We start from the raw sequence: 19,859 nt of genomic DNA, 5'->3' as shown, positions 1-19,859 counted from the left end.
TCAGCCTACCGGGCGCCGGCGGGCGCCGCCGGATGCGCGCGCAGGTAGGCCAGCAGCTCGGCGATCTGGCGCTCGCTGCGCAAGCCCCAGAAGCGCATCTTGTTGCCTGGGACGACCTCGTCCGGGTCGCGCAGGAAGGCGGCCAGGTTCTTTTCGTTCCAGGTGAAACCGGCCTTCCTGAGCGCCGGTGAATAGTCGAAATCGGGCGCGGAACCGGCGCGGCGGCCGAGGATGCCGTTGAGCTGCGGACCGAAATTGCTGCGCGCGCCGGGTCCGACCTGGTGGCAGTTGGCGCAGCGCTGGAAGGCGGCCTTGCCGGCGGCGAGAGGATCGGCGGCCTGCAGGGCCGGAGCGGCGAGCGACAGGGCCAGGAAGGCCGGCAGCAGACGCGAGTTCATGGCTTGATCCCTACTTGACCCGCTGCTTCTCGAGCTTGCGCGCCAGCGTGCGCCGGTGCAGCCCGAGGCGGCGCGCCGCTTCCGAGATGTTGAAGTCGGTCTCGGCCAGCACCGCATGGATGCGCTCCCACTCCAGTGTCTTGATGGAGGTGGAGCGGTTGCTGACCTCGACGTCGGTATTGCCGGCCACATGCCCGAAAGCGGCCTCGATGTCGTCGGTGTTGGACGGCTTGGCCAGGTATTGCACCGCGCCCAGCTTGATCGCCTCCACCGCGGTGGCGATGCTGGCAAAGCCGGTCAGGACCACGATCAGCATGTCCGGGTCGTGCTCGTGCAGCAGCTGCACGCAGGCCAGGCCCGAGCTGTTGCCCTTGAGCTTCAGGTCGACCACCGCGTAGCCGGGCGTATGCGCCGCCAGCAGCGCCGCCGCTTCCTCGTGGCCCGGTGCGACCAGCACCCGGTAGCCGCGCCGCTCGAACGAGCGGCTCAGGGTGCGCGCGAACGCCTCGTCGTCTTCGATGATGAGCAGCAGGCGCTCAGTAGTGTCTGTCAAATGCCTTCCTCTTCCAGTTCGATGCTTGCCAGCGGCAGCCGCAGGCTGACCTGCGCCCCGCCCTCCGCCCGGTTGGCGGCGACAACCGAACCGCCCAGCTTGCGCACCACGTTCACGGCCAGGAACAGGCCCAGGCCGCGTCCCGAATTGGCCTTGGTCGACTGGTAGGGCTTGCCGATCTGGCCGAGCATGCCCGGCGCGAAACCCGGTCCGCGGTCGGTGACCATCACGTGCAGGATCCCGTCCTCGATCATGGCGTCCAGGCCGACCCAGTCGGGAGAGGCCTCGAGCGCATTGTCGAGCAGGTTGTCGATGGTCTGCTTGAGCGCCGAATCGGACGCGACCGGCCTGTCCTCCAGGATACGGTTATTGTACTGGAAGCCCGGTGCCGAGCGGCTCCCGCGCCAGCTGCTCACCACGCCGTCGAGGAAGCTGCGCACGGTGGTACGCACCGCCGACTCGCCGCGCGCCTCGCCCGCCGACAGCAGGATGCCGCTGACGATGGTCTTGCAGCGCTGGAGCTGGGTCTGCATCTCGGTGATTTCCTCGAGCAGGTCGGGATCGTTGCGGAACTGCGGCATGCGCTTCCAGTCGCCCAGGATCACCGAGACCGTGGCCAGCGGCGTGCCCAGTTCGTGGGCGGCGCCCGAGGCCAGCAGGCCCATGCGCACGATATGTTCTTCTTCGACGGCCTGCTGGCGCAGCGCCGCGAGCTGGGCGGCCTTGTCGCGCAGGGTGTCGGAAATGCGCGAGATGAACATCACCAGCAGCGCCGCGTTGAGCGCGAAGCACACCAGCAGGCCCTGGATGTAGAGGCTGGAGATCCCGCGCGCATGGTCGAACGGCAGCGCGAGCGGCTGGGCGTACATGGCCAGGCCGGCCATGCAGGCGATGGTGATCAGGACGATGGTCCAGGTCCACAGCGCTTCCAGCAGCACCGCCGACAGGATCACCTGCAGCAGGTAGAGGAAGGCGAAGGGATTGGTGATGCCGCCCGACAGGTAGAGCAGCACGGTCAGGCTGGCCACGTCCACCAGCAGGGCCATGAACATCTCGCTGTTCGACACCGGCCGGCGCTCGTGCCAGCGCAGGTGGCTGGCCACGTTGAAGGCGATCAGGCAGGCCAGCACCTGCAGCATGGGGAGCAGCGGCAGCTCGATCCCGAAGATCAGGATCGCTGAGGCGATGGTCGTGACCTGGCCGATCACGGCGATCCAGCGCAGCTCGATCAGCTGCAGCATGTTCTTGTGGCCGGCGGCGAACTCGACGTTCGCGGCGGCCGCCTGGGGCGAGCTGCGGGCCGCCTTGGCGAAGAAATCGAGGGGGTTCTGGATCATGCCCGTGGGGTAGCGTCAGTCATCGTCGCGCATTGTAGCGCCATGACGGCTGACCCACCACCATGCAACCAGCACCATCAGGGCCAGCGCATACCAGGTAAGGGCATAGACGAGGTGATTGTTGACGAAGGAGACCACGGTCAGGCCGCCGACGGCGCGCTCGGGCGCCGCCGCCGGATCCTGGTTCTTGCCGGCATCGACAAAGAACGGCGCGACGTTCGACAGGCCGCGTGCGGCGGCCAGCGCCTGCACGTCGCGCGAGAACCAGCGGTTGTTCGCCGGGTCGTTCTCGCGCAGGAAGCCGCCGCCCGGCTCGCTGATGCGCAGCAGGCCGGTGACCACGACCCCTTCCCCACCGTTCGCGCAGGGATCGGCGGCGGCACGGCGGGCGGGATAGGTCCCGGGTTTGTTGTCGGCGGCAGGAATGAAGCCGCGGTTGATGAAGACGATGTGGCCCTGCGCCGTACAGAGCGGCGTGAGCAGCCAGAACCCCGCGCCCAGCTCGGACACAGCCTGGACGGGAGCGGTGAATTCGTAGAGGTAGTGACCGGCAAGGCGTACGCGCCGGTATTCGTCGGATTCCTTGCTCACCTGCGCCCAGCGGGCAGGCGGCGGTGCGGCGACGGGATCCGCGTGAACGCGCGATTCGACGCGTTCGATCAGGTCCAGTTTCCATTGCAGGCGAACCACCTGCCAGGTTCCCAGAGCCAGAAAAAGCGCGGCCAGCAGCAGGGCCGCCACCCCCAGCACGCGGCGCGCGAAGGCGCTGCGTGGAGGATGCGTGGGCACTGCTTGCTGGTCGCGCGGGTGCTGCATTTACTGCATGTCGTGCATGCCGTGGGTGGTGTCGCTTGCGCCACCCATGGCCGGCATCATGTTGGCGTTCATGTGCGCCATGACCCAGATCGAACCGGCCAGCACGATGACCAAGAGGACCACGGTCAGGATCAGCGCCATCATGTTCCAGCCGCCTTCCGACTTCGAGTTCATGTGCAGGAAGTAGATCATCTGCACGACGAACTGGACGGCGGCGAAGCCCATGATCACGTACTTCGTCGTTTCCGGCGGCAGCACGTTGCCCATGACCAGCCAGAACGGGATCGCGGTCAGGATCAGCGACAGCACGAAGCCGATCGCGTAATCCTTCATCGAGTAGTGGGTCACGAAGCTGGTATGGCCGTCGTGATCGACCTCGTGGTGGTGGATGTGGTCGCTCATGGCAGCACTCCCATCAGGTAGACAAAGGTGAACACGCCGATCCAGACGACGTCCAGGAAGTGCCAGAACAGCGACAGGCACTGCAGGCGGCGGAAGTTCTCGGTGTTGATGCCGTGCTTGGCCAGCTGGACCATCAACGTCACCAGCCAGATCGCGCCGAACAGCACGTGCAGGCCGTGGGTGCCGACCAGCGCGAAGAACGCGGTCAGGAAGCCGCTGCGCTGCGGACCGGCGCCCTGGTGGATCAGGTGATAGAACTCATAGATTTCCAGCGCCAGGAAGGCCGCGCCCAGCAGGCCGGTGACGCCCATCCACAGCAGGGTCGCGCCCAGTTTCTTGGCTTGCGCCGAGATCATCGCGATGCCGAAGGTGATCGACGACAGCAGCAGGAAGCCGGTGTTAATGGCGATCAGCGTCAGGTCGAACAGCTCGGCGCCGGTCGGACCGCCGGCGTAGTTACGGCCCAGCACCGCGTAGGTGGCGAACAGGGACGCGAAGATGAGGCAGTCGCTCATCAGGTAGATCCAGAAGCCCAGCAGCGTGCCCTGCTCCGGATGGTGCTCGCGCACCATGTAGCGCGCGGTCACCTCGTCGGCGGTCAGGCCGCCGTTCATGGTTACATTATTTGCCATAATCGTTTCAGACGTAGCTCTTCATCAGACGGGTATGCGCTTCCTCGGTGCGGGCCACTTCTTCCGCCGGGATGTAGAAATCGCGCTTGTAGTTGAAGGTGTGGACGATGATCGCGGCCATCATGGCGACGAAGGACACGGCGACCAGCAGCCACATGTGCCAGATGATGCCGAAGCCCACCACCGCCGCCAGTGCCGAGATGACGAAGCCGGCCCAGGTGTTCTTGGGCATGTGGATCGCCACGAAGTCCTTCAGCGGACGCTGGTAGCCGTTCTTCTTCATGTCGGCGAAGGTGTCGTTGTCGTGCACGACCGGGGTGAACGCGAAGTTGTAGTCCGGCGGCGGCGACGAGGTCGCCCACTCCAGGGTACGGCCATCCCACGGGTCGCCGGTGACGTCACGCAGCTTGGCGCGGTCTTTCCAGGTGAAGAAGCACTGCAGCAGCAGGGCGCCGATACCGCCGGCGATCATCAGGGTGCCGACCAGCGAAATCTGGAACAGCCACTGGATCGACGGATCTTCGAAGTGGCTCATGCGGCGGGTGACGCCCATGAAGCCCAGGATGTACGGCGGGGTGAACGCGACCCAGAAGCCGATCGACCACAGCCAGAAGGACACGTGGCCCCAGAACTGGTTGAGCTTGACGCCGAACATCTTCGGAGCCCAGTAGTTGAAGCCGGCGAACAGGCCGAACACGACGCCGCCGATGATCACGTTGTGGAAGTGCGCGATCAGGAACAGCGAATTGTGCAGCACGAAGTCGGCCGCCGGGATGGCCAGCATCACGCCGGTCATGCCGCCGATGACGAAGGTCAGCATGAAGGACACGGTCCACATCATCGGCAGTTCGAAGCGGATACGGCCGCGGTACATCGTGAACAGCCAGTTGAAGATCTTCGCGCCGGTCGGGATCGAGATGATCATCGTCGTGATGCCGAAGAACGAGTTGACGCTCGCGCCGCTACCCATGGTGAAGAAGTGGTGCAGCCACACCAGGTAGGACAGGACCATGATCACGCAGGTCGCATAGACCATGGAGGTATAGCCGAACAGGCGCTTGCTGCAGAAGGTCGAGACGACTTCCGAGAAGATGCCGAAGGCCGGCAGGATCAGGATGTAGACCTCGGGGTGGCCCCAGATCCAGATCAGGTTCACGTACATCATCGCGTTGCCGCCACGGTCGTTGGTGAAGAACGCGGTGTCGAACAGGCGGTCCATGCCCAGCATGGCCAGCACGGCGGTCAGGATCGGGAAGGTGATCACGATCAGGATGTTGGTGCACAGCGAGGTCCAGACGAACACCGGCATCTTCATCAGGCCCATGCCCGGAGCGCGCATCTTGACGATGGTGACGATCAGGTTGACCCCGGAAAGCAAGGTACCTACCCCCGCGATCTGCAATGACCAGATGTAGTAGTCGACCCCGACCCCCGGACTTGCCAGGATGCCCGACAGCGGCGGATAGGCCAGCCAGCCGGTACGTGCGAATTCACCCACGAACAGCGAGGCCATGACCAGCACGGCGCCCATGGTGGTCATCCAGAAGGAGAAGTTGTTCAGGAACGGGAAGGCCACGTCGCGGGCGCCGATCTGCAGCGGCACGACGTAGTTCATCAGGCCCGTCACGAACGGCATCGCCACGAAGAAGATCATGATCACGCCGTGGGCGGTGAAGATCTGGTCGTAGTGGTCCGGCGGCAGGAAGCCCTTGTTGGCGCCGAAGGCGAAGGCCTGCTGGGCGCGCATCATCAGTGCGTCGGCAAAGCCGCGCAGGAACATGATGATGCCGAGGATCATGTACATGATACCGATTTTCTTGTGGTCGATACTGGTAAACCAGTTGTTCCACAAGTTGCCCCACTGGCGGAAGTAGGTGATCAGGGCCACCAGGCCCAGGCCACCTGCGATCACGCCGGCGAAGGTCGCGATCAGGATCGGTTCGTGGAACGGAATCGCGTCCCAGCTGAGCCGACCGAAGAGTAGCTTCGTCAGGTCGAGAGAGTCTTGCATGATTACTTCTTCACAGAATTATTAGGAATGCCGACGGCCGGGCCACCGGCTTCCGGCGTGATGCACATTTCCGCTTCCGCCAGCTGGGCCATCTGTTCCAGCTGGGCCTTGCTCGGCAGGCGCTTGGCCGCGGCCGCGATCGCGTTGCGCTTGTGGTCCTGGGCCATCTGCTCGTTCATGCAGACGTTGCCTTCGGCCACGCAGCGGTTCAGGATGCGGTTGAACAGCGCGGTTTCCACCTGGCCGTAGTAGCGCACCGGCTCGCGCACGGACGGCTTTTCCAGGGTCAGGTAGTCGGCGCGGTCCAGCACGCCCGGCTTGGCCTTCATGTTCTGCACCCAGGCGTCGAATTCGCCGCCGGTCACGCCCTTGTAGGCGAAGTGCATGTGCGAGAAGCCCTCGCCGCTGAAGTTGGCGGACAGGCCCTTGTAGTCGCCCGGCTTGTTCAGCACGGCGTTCAGGGTCGTCTCCATGCCCGGCATCGCGTAGATCATGCCGGCCAGCGTCGGGATGTAGAAGGTGTTCATCACGGTCGACGAGGTGATCTTGAAGCGGATCGGCACGTCCACCGGGGTGACCAGTTCGTTCACCGAGGCGATGCCCTGCTCCGGATAGATGAACAGCCACTTCCAGTCGAGCGCCACGACCTGCACTTCGAGCGGCTTGGTCGAGGCCGGGATCGGACGGTTCTCGTCGATGCGGTCGAGCGGACGATAGGGATCCAGCTTGTGGGTCGAGACCCAGGTGATCAGGCCGAGGACGATGATGATGAGCAGCGGCGCGCCCCAGATCACGAGCTCGAGCTTGGTCGAGTGGTCCCAGTCCGGTTCGTATTTCGCGTTCGCGCCCTTGCGATAGCGCCATGCGAACAGGACCGTCAGGATCATCACCGGGACGATGATGATCAACATGAGCAGGACAGAAATGGTAATCAGGTCTGCCTGCTGTTTTGCAATATCGCCGGTGGGATTCAAGACGACCGTGTTGCAGCCGGCGAGCGCTGCAAGCGGAAGTAATGGAAGTCCGCGGCGGACAATTTTAGGAATCATGCTAGGTATCTAACGTTACATGGGAATAAGAACATGCTACTGTAACGCCAACGGCCTACGGCAACCATTGGACACTTTGTCCCACCCTTGCTATATTGCAATTACGACATTGCTGGCATTGTCGGAAAATACAATAGAAAACAGGGTGCGACGTTCGAGCTGCGGCAGGCCGTGTTGACCCCAAGGAGACGAAGATATGCAAAGCACGACGACGTACGGCGGCGCAGGTGCCGCTCCCATCACCCACCCTACCAGCGGGGCTCGCAACATCAACGCCCGGGACGGCGAAATCCACCCGGGAGAAATTGCCGTCGGCGTGGTCATCGGCCGCGCCTCGGAATATTTCGAGTTCTTCGTCTACGCAATTGCTTCAGTACTAGTGTTCCCGGCGGTTTTTTTCCCCTGGGCTGACCGGCTTGAAGCGACACTCTACTCGTTTATCGTTTTTTCGTTCGCATTCATCGCGCGCCCCCTCGGTACCGTGGTGTTCATGTGGCTGCAGACCCGCTTCAGCCGCGAAATCAAGCTCACGGTTGCCCTGTTCCTGATGGGCACCAGCACCTGCGTGATCGCCTTCCTGCCCTCGTACGACCGGATCGGCGTGGCGGCGATCGTGATCCTGTCCCTGATGCGCATCGGCCAGGGCGTCGCCCAGGGCGGCTCCTGGGACGGCTTGCCCTCGCTGCTGGCACTGAGCGCGCCGGAAAACAAGCGCGGCTTCTACGCCATGCTGGGCCAGCTGGCGGCCCCGGTCGGCTTCCTGATCGCCGCCGGCCTGTTCGCCTACCTGCTCGCCAACCTGTCGCAGGACGACTTCCTGGTGTGGGGCTGGCGCTTCCCGTTCTTCTGCGCCTTCGCGATCAATATCGTGGCCCTGTTCGCGCGCCTGCGCCTGGTCTCGACCAGCGAGTATTCGCGCCTGCTCGATGCCCACGAGCTCGACCCGGCACCGGTCGGCGAACTGGTGAAATCGCAGGGTAGCAACATCGCCATCGGCGCCCTGGCCGCCCTGGCCAGCTACGCCCTGTTCCACCTGGTGACGGTGTTCCCACTGTCCTGGATCCAGCTCTACGATACCCGCCCGATGGACGAATTCCTGCACATCCAGATGTGGGGCGCGGGCCTGGCGGTGCTGGCGATCCTGGCGTCGGGCTTCATCGCCGACCGGGTCGGCCGCCGCACCACTCTCGGCACCCTGGCCGTGCTGATCGGCCTGTTCTCGCTCGCCGTGCCTTCGCTGATGGATGGCGGCGTCACCGGCCAGAACACCTTCATCCTGGTCGGCTTCGTGCTGCTGGGCCTGTCCTACGGCCAGGCGGCCGGCGCGGTGACCGCCAACTTCAAGCAGCAGTACCGCTACACCGGTGCGGCCCTGACCTCCGACCTGGCCTGGCTGGTCGGCGCGGCCTTCGCCCCGCTGGTCGCACTGGGACTGTCGGCGCACTTCGGCCTGGGCTATGTGTCGCTGTACCTGCTGTCGGGTGCGGTCGGCTCGCTGGCTGCGCTGAGCCTGAACCGCGCACTGGAAATCCGCGACTGAGCTTCTCGAGCCGGATGTGAGAACGCCCCGCGGCGCCTGGCGCCCGGGGCGTTTTTTATTTGCCGGAACCTCAGGCCAGCGTGTACAACGGCGGTTCGGCATTCAAGCCCTGCTTGACGGCGCGCGTGATCTCATCGACCAGCACTTCGGCCGCGCCGGCCTCGAGAGCGGCGAAGCTGCGTGCGACAACGGTATCCGGGCTCAGCTTGGGCAGGTCGAAACCGCGGGTCAGGTCGGTGTCGATCATGCCGACGTGTACGCCCAGCACTTGCGTGCCCTGCTCGCGCAGTGCATCCCGCACCCCGTTGGTGAGGCTCCAGGCGGCCGCCTTCGTCACGGCGTAGCCGGCCAGCGCCGGATTGCTTTTCCAGCTCGCGACCGACAGCACATTCACGAAGGCGCCGCCGCCATTGCGCTGCAGTACCGGCGCGAAGTGCCGGCTCATGTTCAGGATGCCGAATACGTTCGTTTCCAGCATCCAGCGCAGCGCGTCGGCGCCGTCTTCCGCCAGCAGTTTCCCGGCGCCCGCCACGCCGGCATTGTTGATGACCAGGTCGACGTCGCCCAGCTCCGCGGCCAGCGCCGCCACGGCTGCGGCGTCGGTGACGTCCAGCCGCACCGGCACGACGCCTTCCAATGTGACCGATTCCGGCACGCGCGCCGCGGCATAGACCTTGTTCGCGCCGCGCGCCAGGGCCTGGCACGCGAATTCGGCGCCAAGGCCGCGGTTGGCGCCGGTGACGAGGACGGTGGCATTCTGGATGTGCATGGCATTTCCTTTCGAGTCGGACGATGAGCAAGGGAATATGATGAATTTCATATGATGGTCATCATATTATGATTCAAAAAAAATGATGCACATCATATGATTCGAATCATATTCCGGCATCGAGCTTGGCCACGTTTTCGCCGGTGGCCGGCGGCATCAGGCAGGACGAGAGGCGAACAAGGCCACCAGCGACTGGCGGGCGGCAGCCAGCGCCGCCCTGCCCTCGGCATTGTCGCCCTGGATGCGGGCCAATTGCAGGTTGCCCACCAGGGCGCCGGCAATCACGCCGGCGAGGGATGGGTCGGCGCCTTCAGGCAGGGCCGACGCCACCCGGCGCACCAGGCGGTCGGCGCGCTGCGCCGAGGCGATGCGCACCGGCTCCTCCTGGCGCGGCATTTCGCTTGCCAGCGCGCCGACCACGCAGCCATGCTCCGGATGCGCAAGGTGTTCGTCGGACAAGTAAAGCTCGATCAATGCCTGCAGGGCATTGCCGGTCTCCAGCGTGCGCGCGGCGATGCGCTCGTCCAGCACGGCGCTGCTGATGGCGCCCGCATGCTCGATCGCCTCGACCAGCAAGGCATCGCGCGACTCGAAATGGGCGTAGAAGCCGCCATGGGTCAGGCCCGCCTCCTTCATCACCTCGGCCACGCCGACGCCGGCGTAGCCATGGCGTCGCACGGCCCGGCTGGCCGCCTCGACGATGCGATGATGGGACTGCTCGCGCTTGCTGGCCTTGGCTGATGTGCTCATGGCGCCCCCTAAATATGATGAAGGTCATATTACGCCCACCATATTTAGGAAGTCAAGCGCGGCATACAAGATCCTCGGTGAATCTTCGCCATCGGCGGAGGTCAAAGTTTCCAGTCATACGGAGGGCGCCATGACACGCAAGGAACTGGTCACGATCGCAGCCGGCGCGGCCCGGATGGAGGGCATGCTCGAGCTTCCGGCAAGCCCGATCGGCATGGTGTTGTTCGCGCACGGCAGCGGCAGCAGTCGCCACAGTCCCCGCAATGGCCTGGTGGCCGCGCGCCTGCGCGACGCCGGGGTCGGCACCCTCCTGCTCGACCTGCTCAGCGCGCACGAAGACCGCAGCTACGAAAACCGCTTCGACATCGCCCTGTTGACCGACCGCCTCGTTCAGGCCGCCTCCTGGCTCGGTACCGAGCCGCTCACCGCGCCCCTGTCGCTCGGGCTGTTCGGCGCCAGCACCGGCGCGGCCGCGGCCTTGCAGCTGGCGGCGCGCGACGGCTCGGGGATCGGGGCGGTCGTGTCGCGCGGCGGGCGCCCCGACCTGGCCGGCCCGGCGGCGCTGGCCGCCGTCGTCGCCCCCACGCTCCTGATCGTCGGCGGCGAAGATGGCGTGGTGGTCGACCTGAACCGCCAGGCGCTTTCCGAACTACGCTGCGACAAACGCCTGCTGCTCGTTCCCGGCGCCACCCACCTGTTCGAGGAGCCGGGCAAGCTCGACGAAGTCGCCCAGGCCGCTACCGACTGGTTCGTCCGGCACCTGGGCACACGATTGTAACCACGCCCCCGCCCTGGACCATCACGCCAGCGCCGTATCGAGCACCGTCATCAGGATGAAGCCGAAGACCAGGGCGATGCTGGCGAAGGTGCCGTTGCCGTTCTGGCGGTATTCGGGAATCACGTCGTTCACGATCACCAGGAGCATCGCCCCGCCCGCCGCCGCCAGCGCAAAAGGCAGCAAGCCTCCGGCGATGCCGATCAGCGCGACCCCGAAGGCGGCCGCCACCGGTTCGATCAGACCCGAGACGACGCCCAGGCCGACCGCGGTCAGGCGGCCATAGCCGACCGTGCGCAGGGCCAGCGCCACCACCAGGCCTTCCGGTACGTCCTGGATCGAGATCCCGGTGGCCAGCGCATTGGCCTTTTCGATGTCGATGCCGGCGTAGCCGACGCCGATCGCCATCCCTTCGGGCAGGTTGTGCAGGGCCACGGCCCAGACGAACATCCAGGCGCGGCGGATCGACACGCCGGCATCGCCCCGGTCGAGGATGCCGTCGGACTGCACCGCGCGGCCGAGCAGCAGGATCGCGCCCGCCCCCGCCATGATCCCGGCGCCGGTCATCAGGCTCGCTTCCCAGCTGCCGGCGCCGGCGGCCTTGGCCGCGGCAATGGAGGGGATCACGAGCGAAAACGCGGTCGCGCCGAGCATCACGCCGGCGCCGAAGCCGAGGAAGCAGTCGTAGCTGCGTTTCGAGAAATTCTGTGCGAACAGGACCGGCAAGGTGCCCAGCGCGGTGGCCGCCGCGGCGGTGCCGCCGCCCAGCAGGGCAAGGCGCATCTTGGGATTCGCGTTCATGATCTGTTCGGCCAGGCTGCCGAGCAGCAGGATGCAGCCGACGCCGCAGATGAGGAAGCCGACGACGCGGCGGAAAGTCAGCGCGCGCAGCAGGGCACGCACTGCGATGAGCCGGTTGTCATGCGCTTTTTCGGCATTCGTATCCATGCAAACCCTAAAGAAATACCGCGCGGCCGGCCTGGGCGGGCCGCGCGACGCGTGCTTACTTCTTCATTGCCTTCATGCCCTTGGCGGTGCCCTTGTCCTGGGGCTTGCTCATGCCGGTGTCGTCGAGCTGACCGCCTTTCGAGCCGAGCTCGGCGCTACCCATGGCGCTGCCGGACTGCCCTGCCATCGTACCACCGCCGGCCGACTGCATGCTCATACCGAGTTCGGCGCCGGTGCGCGGCGAGGACATCGGGTCGGACATGGTGCGCATCGCCATCTGCTTGAGGATGTCGATGTCGCCGCTCGGCAGGGCCACTTCGGCCTCGCCCGAGCCGCCGTCCACCGCCATCTGCTTTTCGCGGTCGGTGACGAAGTCCCAGTCGGCGCCCTGGTTCCAGGGGCCGCGCATCTCGCCCGGGCCCTGCGACATGTTGTAGTACACGCTGGCGAAGCGCGGGTCGGCCGGCATTTTGCCTGCCGGGAAGTTCGGCTCGATGGCGTACAGCGCCTTCTCGAAGGACTTCTGGTGCGCCACTTCGCGCGTCATCAGGAAGCCCAGCGCTTCCTTCACGCCCGGGTCGTCGGTGAGCGCGATCAGGCGCTCGTAGACGATCTTGGCGCGCGCCTCGGCTGCGATGTTGGAACGCAGGTCGGCGGTCGGCTCGGTGATCGAGTCGATGTAGGCGGCGGTCCAGGGCACGCCGGCCGAATTCACCAGCGGGGTGCCGGCGCCGTACAGCACCTGGGTGATGTGGCTGTCGTTGCCCGGCCCGGTGATGGCCTTGTACATGTCGGCCTCGCTGTCCACGGCCTCGGCCAGGCGGCCCTTGGCGCCCTTGTTCAGCATGGCGACGATGTGGCCGATCACCTCGAGGTGGCTGAGTTCCTCGGTGGCGATGTCGAACAGCATGTCCTTGCGGCCTGGATCGTCTTCCGAAACCGCCTGGGTGAAGTAGCGCATGGCCGCGGCGAGTTCGCCCTGCGGGCCGCCGAACTGTTCCAGCATGAGGTTCGCCAGGGCGGGATTCGGTTCGCTGACGCGCACCGTGTACTGCAAGCGTTTGTTGTGTGCAAACATGGACAATTCCTCCGGTGATGAGTCATTGGGCGCGCCAGGGCGTCGCCGTCCAATGGCACCGGCCGTGGCCGGTATCCGTATGTCTCATGGTGGCAGTTCGACCCTGCAGTGAGGATCGGGTGTTCGCGCGTGAGCTTGTAGGACTAGAGCGACACACATGAACTTGATGGAAATATTGGAATTGATAAATAAGAGTATTTATCCGGCAGGTTTTGCCGGTCGATCAAGGATGCGGGCCTGGACGCGCGCCGGGCTGCGGTCTGGACCGACAGGGGCGCGGCGCGCGCTCCTACAGTAAAGACGAGCGGCGGCGCACTACCATGTTGAATATATGACCACAAAGGGGGTAACGATGTTTAATCTGAATAAGCTGAGCCCGACGATTACCAACATGATCCGCTTCGACCATTCGCACGTGATGGTCACCTTCCACCAGTACGAAAAGGACAAGCCGCCGCGCGTCAAGAAGGCGCTGGCCGACACCATCTGCGACGCACTCGAGATCCACGCGACCCTCGAGGAAGAAATCTTCTACCCGGTGATGCGCCAGCGCGATAGCGGCGAGCCCTTCATGCACAAGGCCGAGCCGGAGCACATGGAAATGCGCCGCCTGATCGCCGAACTGCGCCGCACCAGCGGCTCCGACCCGCGCCACGACAAGCTGGTGATGGAACTGATGCGCGACGTGATGCACCACGTGGCCGACGAGGAAACTACCCTGCTCCCGCACGCCGAAGCCAAGCTGAGCCGCGAGGCCCTGTCCGAGCTGGGCGCCCAGATGACCCGCCGCCGCATGCAGCTGGTGGGCCCGAAGGCCGGCAAGCTGGCCAAGGAACACGCAGTCGGCTTCGGCGGCAGCGGCGCCGCCCTGGTGGTGGGCCTGGCCAGCGCGCTGTTCGCCGTCAAGGCCTTCGGACCGAAGAAGACCTGGAAGTCGAACCCGACCTGATTGCCCAGGCAGGCTCCGCACACCGAACCGGCCTTCTGGCCGGTTTTTTATTATCCGCTCAGGGGCGGAACACCAGCGCCGGGTCGAGCGTCGTGCGCCGGCCGATATCGTCGAAATGCTTGTCCAGCCAGGCATCGGCGGCCGCCGCGCCACGATCGTGCAGCATCTGCAGGAAGCGCGGCTCGGCATTGAACTTGCTCGAGATGCTCAGTTCCTTGAGTGCGTGCGCGGCGCTGATCAGGTGCAGGCGCACCGGTGCGAGCACGGTCGAATCGCCGGCCTCCTCGTCGGGCACCGCGCCGCTGTGCAGCAGCGCATTCACCTCGCGCAGGAAGCTGATGTTGAAGGCGATCTCGTTGGCGCGGTTGCTGATGTCGGCCATGTTGTGCGGAGACTCCATGCGCGCGACCGGGTTGATCTGCACCACCAGCAGGTCTTCGGCGCCCGCTTCCACCAGCGGCGCCAGCGGCGGGTTGGCCACATAGCTGCCGTCCCAGTACAGCTCGCCGTCGACCTCGGCGGCGGCGAACACGGTCGGCAGGCAGGCCGATGCCATCAATCTCTGCGCGTCCAGTTCCTCGCGCCGGAACAGCTTGCCGCTGCCGGTCCTGATGTTGGTCGCGCTGGCGAACACCTGCAGCTCCTCGCAGGCGCGCACCCGCTCGAAATCGATCATCACGCTCAGGAACTGGCGCAGCGGATTCACCGTCAGCGGCATTTCCCGCACCGGTCCTGCCAGCGCGCCGGCCATTTCCAGCATCTGGTAGGCCGGCGAATGGCGCATGGTAAAGCCGCCGGCCAGGTGGTCGGCCGGGGTGCGCTGCAGCGGGCTGAACATGGCCGTGCCCGCCAGCGCATGCCAGAAACGGTCGAGCGCCTGGCGCGCCCCTGCCCGTCCGCCGCCGCGCGCCATGCCGTCCGCGACCACCGCCGCGTTGATCGCGCCCGCGCTGGCCCCGCTCAGGGCGACGATCTCGAGCCGCTCTTCCTGCAGCAGCCGGTCGAGCACGCCCCATGTGTAGGCGCCGTACGTGCCGCCGCCCTGCAGCCCGAGGCTGATCTTCTTGCTTGCCGTCGTCACGCCACACTCCTTCGCATACAAATAGCCGAAATCTAGTGATTTGAGTGAATTGACGGCGCGACGCTGCCGCTAGGCATCTTCAGCCCAGCCAGCGCATGACCGCCGGCACCAGCCAGGGGGCGATCACGGCCGTCAAGGCGCCATTCAAGCCCATGGCGAGCCCGGCAAAGGCGCCCATCTCGGCGCCCGACTGGAATGCACGGGCGGTACCGATGCCGTGCGAGGCCAGGCCGAGGGCAAAGCCGCGCGCCGCCGGCGAGGCGATGCGCATGCGGTCGAACAGCCAGGGGCCGGCAATCGCCCCGAAGATGCCGGTGCCGATCACCAGCGCCGCCGTCAGGGCCGGAATGCCGCCCAGGCGCTCCGACACCGCCATCGCGATCGGCGAGGTGGCCGATTTCGGGCCCAGGGTGGCGGCCAGCTGCGGGCTGGCGTCCAGCAGCAGCGCGATGGCCACGCTGGAGACGATCGCCGTTACCGATCCCAGCACCAGCGCGAAGGCCAGCGGCAGGAAAGCGCGCCGCAGGCGCGGCAGCTGACGCACCAGCGGCAAGGCCAGCGCCACCGTGGCGGGACCGAGCAGGAAGTGCACGAACTGGGCGCCGGCGAAGTAGCGCTGGTAGGACATGCCGGACAGCCACAGCACGAAGGCCACCAGGGCGATCGAGAGCGCCACCGGATTGGCCAGCGGCGCGCCCTTGAAGAAGGCGGTGATGCGGTGCGCCGCCAGGTAGGCGCACAGGGTCATGGTCAGGCCCAACAGCGGCGAGGCCGACAGGTAGACCCAGAATTGGGAGAACTGGTTCAGCTCAAGCATCGCCGCCCTTCTTCCCGAGTCCACGCAGCAGCAGGCCGGTCACCGCCAGCGTCAGGGCGGTGCTGGCGACGAGCGCGGCAAGGATGGCGAACCAGTGGCCGCTGCCGCTGGCCGCGGTGGCCACGATGCCGACGCCGGCCGGCACGAACAGCAGGGACAGGTGCGACAACAGGGTGTTGGCGGCTTCCTCGATGCGTTTCTCCAGCGGCGGCCAGGCCAGCAAGGCGGCCATCAGGAGCAGCATGCCGGCGACCGGGCCGGGCAGCGGAAGCTTTAACAGGAAGACGATGCCTTCGCCGAGGCATTGGAACAGCAGGAGGATGGTGAAGGCGGCGAGCATGAGGCTTCTGAACGGGGCAAAGCGCTCAGAATAGCAAAACGGGGCGGAGGGCGTGCGCCGCCCCGCCCCGCTACCCGGACTCAGGCCTCCGCGGTGGCGCCGGCGATCGCGCCGCGGCGCAGCTGGTCGCGCTCGATCGACTCGAACAGCGCTTTGAAGTTGCCTTCGCCGAAGCCGTCGTCGCCCTTGCGCTGGATGAATTCGAAGAACACCGGGCCGAGCTGGGCTTCGCCGAAGATCTGCAGCAGCAGGCGCGGCTTGCCGTCCTTGACCGCGCCGTCGAGCAGCAGTCCGCGCGCCTTCAGTTCTTCCGGGTTCTCGCCGTGACCCGGCACGCGGCCGTCCAGCATTTCGTAATAGGTGTCGGGCGGGGCCTTCATCAGCGGCACGCCGGCTTCGCGCAGGCTGTCCACGGTCTTGATCAGGTCGTCGGTCAGCAGCGCGATGTGCTGGATGCCTTCGCCGTTGAACTGCATGAGGAATTCCTCGATCTGGCCGCCGCCCGCCTTGCCCTCTTCGTTCAGCGGGATGCGGATCATGCCGTCCGGCGCGGTCATGGCCTTCGAGGTCAGGCCGGTGTACTCGCCCTTGATGTCGAAGTAGCGGATCTCGCGGAAGTTGAAGAGCTTCTCGTAGAATCCGGCCCAGAAGGCCATGCGGCCGCGGTAGACGTTGTGGGTCAGGTGGTCGATGATTCTCAAGCCGTGGCCGACCGGGTTGCGTTCGACGCCCTCGATGAATTCGAAGTCGATGTCATAGATCGATTTGCCGTCTTCGAAGCGGTCGATCAGGTACAGCGGTGCGCCGCCGATGCCCTTGATGGCCGGCAGGCGCAGCTCCATCGGGCCGGTCGGGATTTCGACCGCCTGGGCGCCCAGTTCCAGCGCGCGCGCATAGGCCTTGTGCGAGTCCTTGACGCGGAAGGCCATGCCGCAGGCCGACGGGCCATGCTCGGCCGCGAAGTAGGCCGCGTAGCTCTTCGGCTCGTTGTTGATGATGAAATTGATGCCGCCCTGGCGATACAAGGCCACTTGCTTCGAGCGGTGCACCGCCACCTTGGTGAAGCCCAGCTTCTCGAACACGTCTTCCAGCACGCCCGGCGTCGGCGACGCGAACTCGACGAACTCGAAGCCCATCAGGCCCATGGGATTCTCAAACAGGTCTGCCATTTCTTCTCTTCCTTGTGTCTCGTTGGTCAGGTTCAAAATACGTCCTACTCCGCAAATACTTCCGCCAGCAATCCGCGCAGCCACTGGTTGCCCGGATCCTGGTTGTAACGCCGGTGCCAGAACACGTTGGTCTGCAGCGTGGGCAGTTCCAGGGGCGGCACGATCCACTCCAGGCCGAAGGGCAGCGCCGCGCGCTCGGCCAGCTTCTGCGGCACGGTGACCACCAGGTCGGACGTAGCCACCATATAGGGCACCGCCGTGAAGTGCGGCACCCGGAAGCGCACCGATGGCCCGACCCCGGCGCGCGCCAGCAGCGCGTTGATGCGGTCGTACGGACTCTCGTTCGCATCGACCAGCATGTGCTCGGCCTTCACGAAACGCGCCAAGCTCACTTCGCCCTTCCCCAGCGGATGCCCCTTGCGCATCATCGTTACATAGGGCTGGCGGAACAGCTGGCGCTGGTACAGCGCTTCCGAGATGTCCTCGAAGGGCCCGACCGCCAGGTCCACCCGTCCGCCTTCCATTTCCTCCTTCAGCGCCAGGCTGCCTGCGCGCATCGAGCTGATCTCGACCAGCGGCGCCAGCAGCTTGCAGCGCTCGATCAGGGTGGGCATGAAGTAGATCTCGCCCACGTCCGTCATCGCCAGCACGAATCGCCTGCTGCTGGTGGCCGGGTCGAAGCGGCTGCGCTGATTCAGCGCCAGCGCGACCTGGGCCATCGCCACGCCGATCGGTTCGGCCATCTGCGTTGCCAGCGGCGTCGGCTGCATGCCGCTCGCGGTGCGCACGAACAGCTCGTCCCCAAAAGCGCGCCGCAGCCGCGCCAGCGCATTGCTCACCGCCGACTGGCTCAGCCCCAGCTTGCGGGCGGCCGAGGAAATCTGGCGTTCCCGGTAGACTTCCTGGAATACCGAGAGCAGGTTCAGGTCGATATCGTGCGGTTCGATCATGGGCGTTCTGTCTGGCCTGCATTGTGGGCGTGCCGTAGCCGCGCGACCAGTAGTATTTAGATGGTGAATAGTCTACATTTTTCTATTCATCTCGTAAAACATGCGGGATTCTTCTACAGTGGCGGCAAATAACCACCATGAGAGTGAGCATGAGCGAGTCCACCGCCACCATGAGCGGATACATGAGCGGATTCGGCAACGAATTCGCCACCGAAGCCCTGCCCGGCGCCCTGCCCCTGCACCGCAACTCGCCGCAGCGCGTGGCCTACGGCCTGTATGCCGAACAGATCTCGGGCACCGCCTTCACCGCCCCGCGCAGCCACAATCGCCGTTCCTGGCTGTACCGGATCCGCCCGGCCGCCGTGCACGGCAGCTTCACCCCGATCGACGCCGGCCGCATCGTCTCGCGCTTCGACACCCCGGCGCCCCCCAACCAGCTGCGCTGGAGCCCCCTGCCGATGCCCGACGCGCCCACCGACTTCATCGACGGCTGGGTCACCATGGCCGGCAACGGCTCGCCCGAAGCCATGAGCGGCTGCGCGATCCACCTGTACGCCGCCAACAAGGACATGGACGGCCGCTACTTCTACAGCGCCGACGGCGAATTGCTGGTGGTGCCGCAGGCGGGACGGCTGGCGATCGCCACCGAGCTCGGTCTCCTGGCGGTGGAACCGCAGGAGATCGCCGTGATCCCGCGCGGGGTGCGCTTTTGCGTCAGCCTGCCGGACGGACAGGCGCGCGGCTACATCTGCGAGAACTTCGGCGCCCTCCTGCAGCTGCCCGACATGGGCCCGATCGGCTCGAACGGCCTGGCCAACCCGCGCGACTTCCTCACGCCGATCGCCCGCTACGAGGACCTGGAAGGCGACTTCGAGCTGGTGGCGAAGTTCTGCGGCGGCCTGTGGCGCGCCCAGATCGGCCACTCGCCGCTCGACGTGGTCGCCTGGCATGGCAACTACGCCCCCTATAAGTATGACCTGCGCCACTTCAACACCATCGGCTCGATCAGCTACGATCATCCGGACCCGTCGATCTTCCTGGTGCTGCAGGCGCCCAGCGACACCCCGGGCGTGGATACGCTGGACTTCGTGATCTTCCCGCCGCGCTGGCTGGTCGCCGAAGACAGCTTCCGCCCGCCCTGGTTCCACCGCAACGTGGCCAGCGAGTTCATGGGCCTGATCCACGGCGCCTACGACGCCAAGGCCGAAGGCTTCGTGCCGGGCGGCGCCAGCCTGCACAACTGCATGAGCGGGCACGGACCGGACGCCGCGACCTTCGACAAGGCCAGCAGCGCGGATACCGCCAAGCCGCACAAGGTAGCGGACACGATGGCCTTCATGTTCGAGACCCGCCACGTGATCGTGCCGACCCCGTACGCGCTGTCCTCGCCCCAGCTGCAGCCGGACTACCAGCAGTGCTGGGCGGGCATCGTCAAGCATTTCCGCTCGGCTCCGTAACGATGCCAAGTTGGCAATTCGTGTGGCGGAAACTCCTT

General features: G+C 65.7%; 21 protein-coding genes. 4 read left to right on the top strand and 17 right to left on the bottom strand.

Annotated features, from left to right (window positions below):
• Nucleotides 1-5 precede the first annotated feature (5 nt).
• Genes ACK6C6_RS10680 through cyoA form a run of 8 tightly spaced genes read right to left on the bottom strand, consistent with a single transcriptional unit; the run spans nt 6 to nt 7,198 of the window.
• The gene (locus ACK6C6_RS10680) at nt 6-398 is read right to left on the bottom strand and encodes a c-type cytochrome (protein WP_409267273.1); all 393 of its coding nucleotides are present in this window, start codon (nt 396-398) and stop codon (nt 6-8) included.
• A 10-nt stretch (nt 399-408) separates the two neighbouring features.
• Nucleotides 409-951, bottom strand: a complete 543-nt coding sequence (locus tag ACK6C6_RS10675) for a response regulator transcription factor (RefSeq protein WP_036212627.1) — start codon at nt 949-951, stop codon at nt 409-411.
• On the bottom strand, nt 948-2,288 hold the full coding sequence (locus tag ACK6C6_RS10670) for an ATP-binding protein (RefSeq protein WP_409267272.1): 1,341 nt from the start codon (nt 2,286-2,288) through the stop codon (nt 948-950). Before ACK6C6_RS10670 ends, ACK6C6_RS10675 begins: the two co-directional genes overlap by 4 nt.
• Nucleotides 2,289-2,303: 15 nt before the next feature.
• Entirely contained in the window at nt 2,304-3,077 is a 774-nt protein-coding gene (locus ACK6C6_RS10665; RefSeq protein WP_409267271.1) for an SURF1 family protein, read from the bottom strand.
• Between the two features lie 27 nt (nt 3,078-3,104).
• Nucleotides 3,105-3,506 carry a cytochrome o ubiquinol oxidase subunit IV gene (gene cyoD, locus ACK6C6_RS10660; RefSeq protein WP_409267270.1) on the bottom strand — a complete coding sequence of 134 codons (402 nt, stop codon included), beginning with the start codon at nt 3,504-3,506 and terminating at the stop codon, nt 3,105-3,107.
• Nucleotides 3,503-4,138, bottom strand: a complete 636-nt coding sequence (gene cyoC, locus ACK6C6_RS10655) for a cytochrome o ubiquinol oxidase subunit III (protein WP_409267269.1) — start codon at nt 4,136-4,138, stop codon at nt 3,503-3,505. Before cyoC ends, cyoD begins: the two co-directional genes overlap by 4 nt.
• Before the next feature lie 7 nt (nt 4,139-4,145).
• A complete protein-coding gene (gene cyoB, locus ACK6C6_RS10650; RefSeq protein ID WP_409267268.1) occupies nt 4,146-6,149 on the bottom strand; it encodes a cytochrome o ubiquinol oxidase subunit I in 2,004 nt (667 codons plus the stop codon).
• A 2-nt stretch (nt 6,150-6,151) separates the two neighbouring features.
• Nucleotides 6,152-7,198, bottom strand: a complete 1,047-nt coding sequence (cyoA, locus tag ACK6C6_RS10645) for a ubiquinol oxidase subunit II (RefSeq protein ID WP_409267267.1) — start codon at nt 7,196-7,198, stop codon at nt 6,152-6,154.
• A 196-nt stretch (nt 7,199-7,394) separates the two neighbouring features.
• On the opposite strand from cyoA, the gene ACK6C6_RS10640 reads away from it, so the two are divergent.
• On the top strand, nt 7,395-8,738 hold the full coding sequence (locus tag ACK6C6_RS10640; protein WP_409267266.1) for an MFS transporter: 1,344 nt from the start codon (nt 7,395-7,397) through the stop codon (nt 8,736-8,738).
• Between the two features lie 70 nt (nt 8,739-8,808).
• On the opposite strand, the gene ACK6C6_RS10635 is transcribed toward ACK6C6_RS10640, so the two are convergent.
• Entirely contained in the window at nt 8,809-9,507 is a 699-nt protein-coding gene (locus ACK6C6_RS10635; RefSeq protein WP_409267265.1) for an SDR family oxidoreductase, read from the bottom strand.
• Nucleotides 9,508-9,663: 156 nt separating this feature from the next.
• Nucleotides 9,664-10,257: a TetR/AcrR family transcriptional regulator gene (locus tag ACK6C6_RS10630; RefSeq protein WP_409267264.1), complete on the bottom strand. Its 594-nt coding sequence runs from the start codon at nt 10,255-10,257 to the stop codon at nt 9,664-9,666.
• A gap of 130 nt (nt 10,258-10,387) precedes the next feature.
• On the opposite strand from ACK6C6_RS10630, the gene ACK6C6_RS10625 reads away from it, so the two are divergent.
• On the top strand, nt 10,388-11,035 hold the full coding sequence (locus tag ACK6C6_RS10625; protein ID WP_409267263.1) for a dienelactone hydrolase family protein: 648 nt from the start codon (nt 10,388-10,390) through the stop codon (nt 11,033-11,035).
• 21 nt (nt 11,036-11,056) lie between these two features.
• On the opposite strand, the gene ACK6C6_RS10620 is transcribed toward ACK6C6_RS10625, so the two are convergent.
• Nucleotides 11,057-11,980, bottom strand: coding sequence for a ZIP family metal transporter (locus tag ACK6C6_RS10620; RefSeq protein WP_409267262.1), 924 nt, complete (start codon nt 11,978-11,980; stop codon nt 11,057-11,059).
• Nucleotides 11,981-12,035: 55 nt separating this feature from the next.
• A complete protein-coding gene (locus ACK6C6_RS10615) occupies nt 12,036-13,058 on the bottom strand; it encodes a manganese catalase family protein (protein ID WP_209586601.1) in 1,023 nt (340 codons plus the stop codon).
• Nucleotides 13,059-13,410: 352 nt separating this feature from the next.
• Between ACK6C6_RS10615 and ACK6C6_RS10610 the strand changes: the two genes are divergently transcribed.
• Complete coding sequence (locus ACK6C6_RS10610; RefSeq protein ID WP_209586600.1) at nt 13,411-14,007, top strand: hemerythrin domain-containing protein; 597 nt, start codon at nt 13,411-13,413, stop codon at nt 14,005-14,007.
• A gap of 58 nt (nt 14,008-14,065) precedes the next feature.
• On the opposite strand, the gene ACK6C6_RS10605 is transcribed toward ACK6C6_RS10610, so the two are convergent.
• The 5 genes from ACK6C6_RS10605 to ACK6C6_RS10585 all read right to left on the bottom strand — a co-directional run bounded on the left by ACK6C6_RS10605 (nt 14,066) and on the right by ACK6C6_RS10585 (nt 18,364).
• A complete protein-coding gene (locus ACK6C6_RS10605; protein WP_409267261.1) occupies nt 14,066-15,088 on the bottom strand; it encodes a patatin-like phospholipase family protein in 1,023 nt (340 codons plus the stop codon).
• Between the two features lie 79 nt (nt 15,089-15,167).
• Nucleotides 15,168-15,905 carry an LrgB family protein gene (locus ACK6C6_RS10600; RefSeq protein WP_409267260.1) on the bottom strand — a complete coding sequence of 246 codons (738 nt, stop codon included), beginning with the start codon at nt 15,903-15,905 and terminating at the stop codon, nt 15,168-15,170.
• Nucleotides 15,898-16,245, bottom strand: a complete 348-nt coding sequence (locus ACK6C6_RS10595; RefSeq protein ID WP_409267259.1) for a CidA/LrgA family protein — start codon at nt 16,243-16,245, stop codon at nt 15,898-15,900. Before ACK6C6_RS10595 ends, ACK6C6_RS10600 begins: the two co-directional genes overlap by 8 nt.
• Before the next feature lie 80 nt (nt 16,246-16,325).
• Entirely contained in the window at nt 16,326-17,414 is a 1,089-nt protein-coding gene (gene hppD, locus ACK6C6_RS10590; protein ID WP_409267258.1) for a 4-hydroxyphenylpyruvate dioxygenase, read from the bottom strand.
• Between the two features lie 44 nt (nt 17,415-17,458).
• The gene (locus ACK6C6_RS10585; protein WP_409267257.1) at nt 17,459-18,364 is read right to left on the bottom strand and encodes a LysR family transcriptional regulator; all 906 of its coding nucleotides are present in this window, start codon (nt 18,362-18,364) and stop codon (nt 17,459-17,461) included.
• A gap of 149 nt (nt 18,365-18,513) precedes the next feature.
• Here ACK6C6_RS10585 and hmgA point away from each other — a divergent pair, with 149 nt between their 5' ends.
• Entirely contained in the window at nt 18,514-19,821 is a 1,308-nt protein-coding gene (gene hmgA / locus ACK6C6_RS10580; RefSeq protein WP_409267256.1) for a homogentisate 1,2-dioxygenase, read from the top strand.
• Nucleotides 19,822-19,859: the final 38 nt, after the last annotated feature.

It is taken from the genome of Massilia sp. BHUDP2 (assembly GCF_046236355.1).
GTDB classification, from domain to species: domain Bacteria; phylum Pseudomonadota; class Gammaproteobacteria; order Burkholderiales; family Burkholderiaceae_D; genus Telluria; species Telluria varians.
Note: the sequence above shows the minus strand (reverse complement) of the source record. Positions and strands in the feature narration are given on the sequence as shown.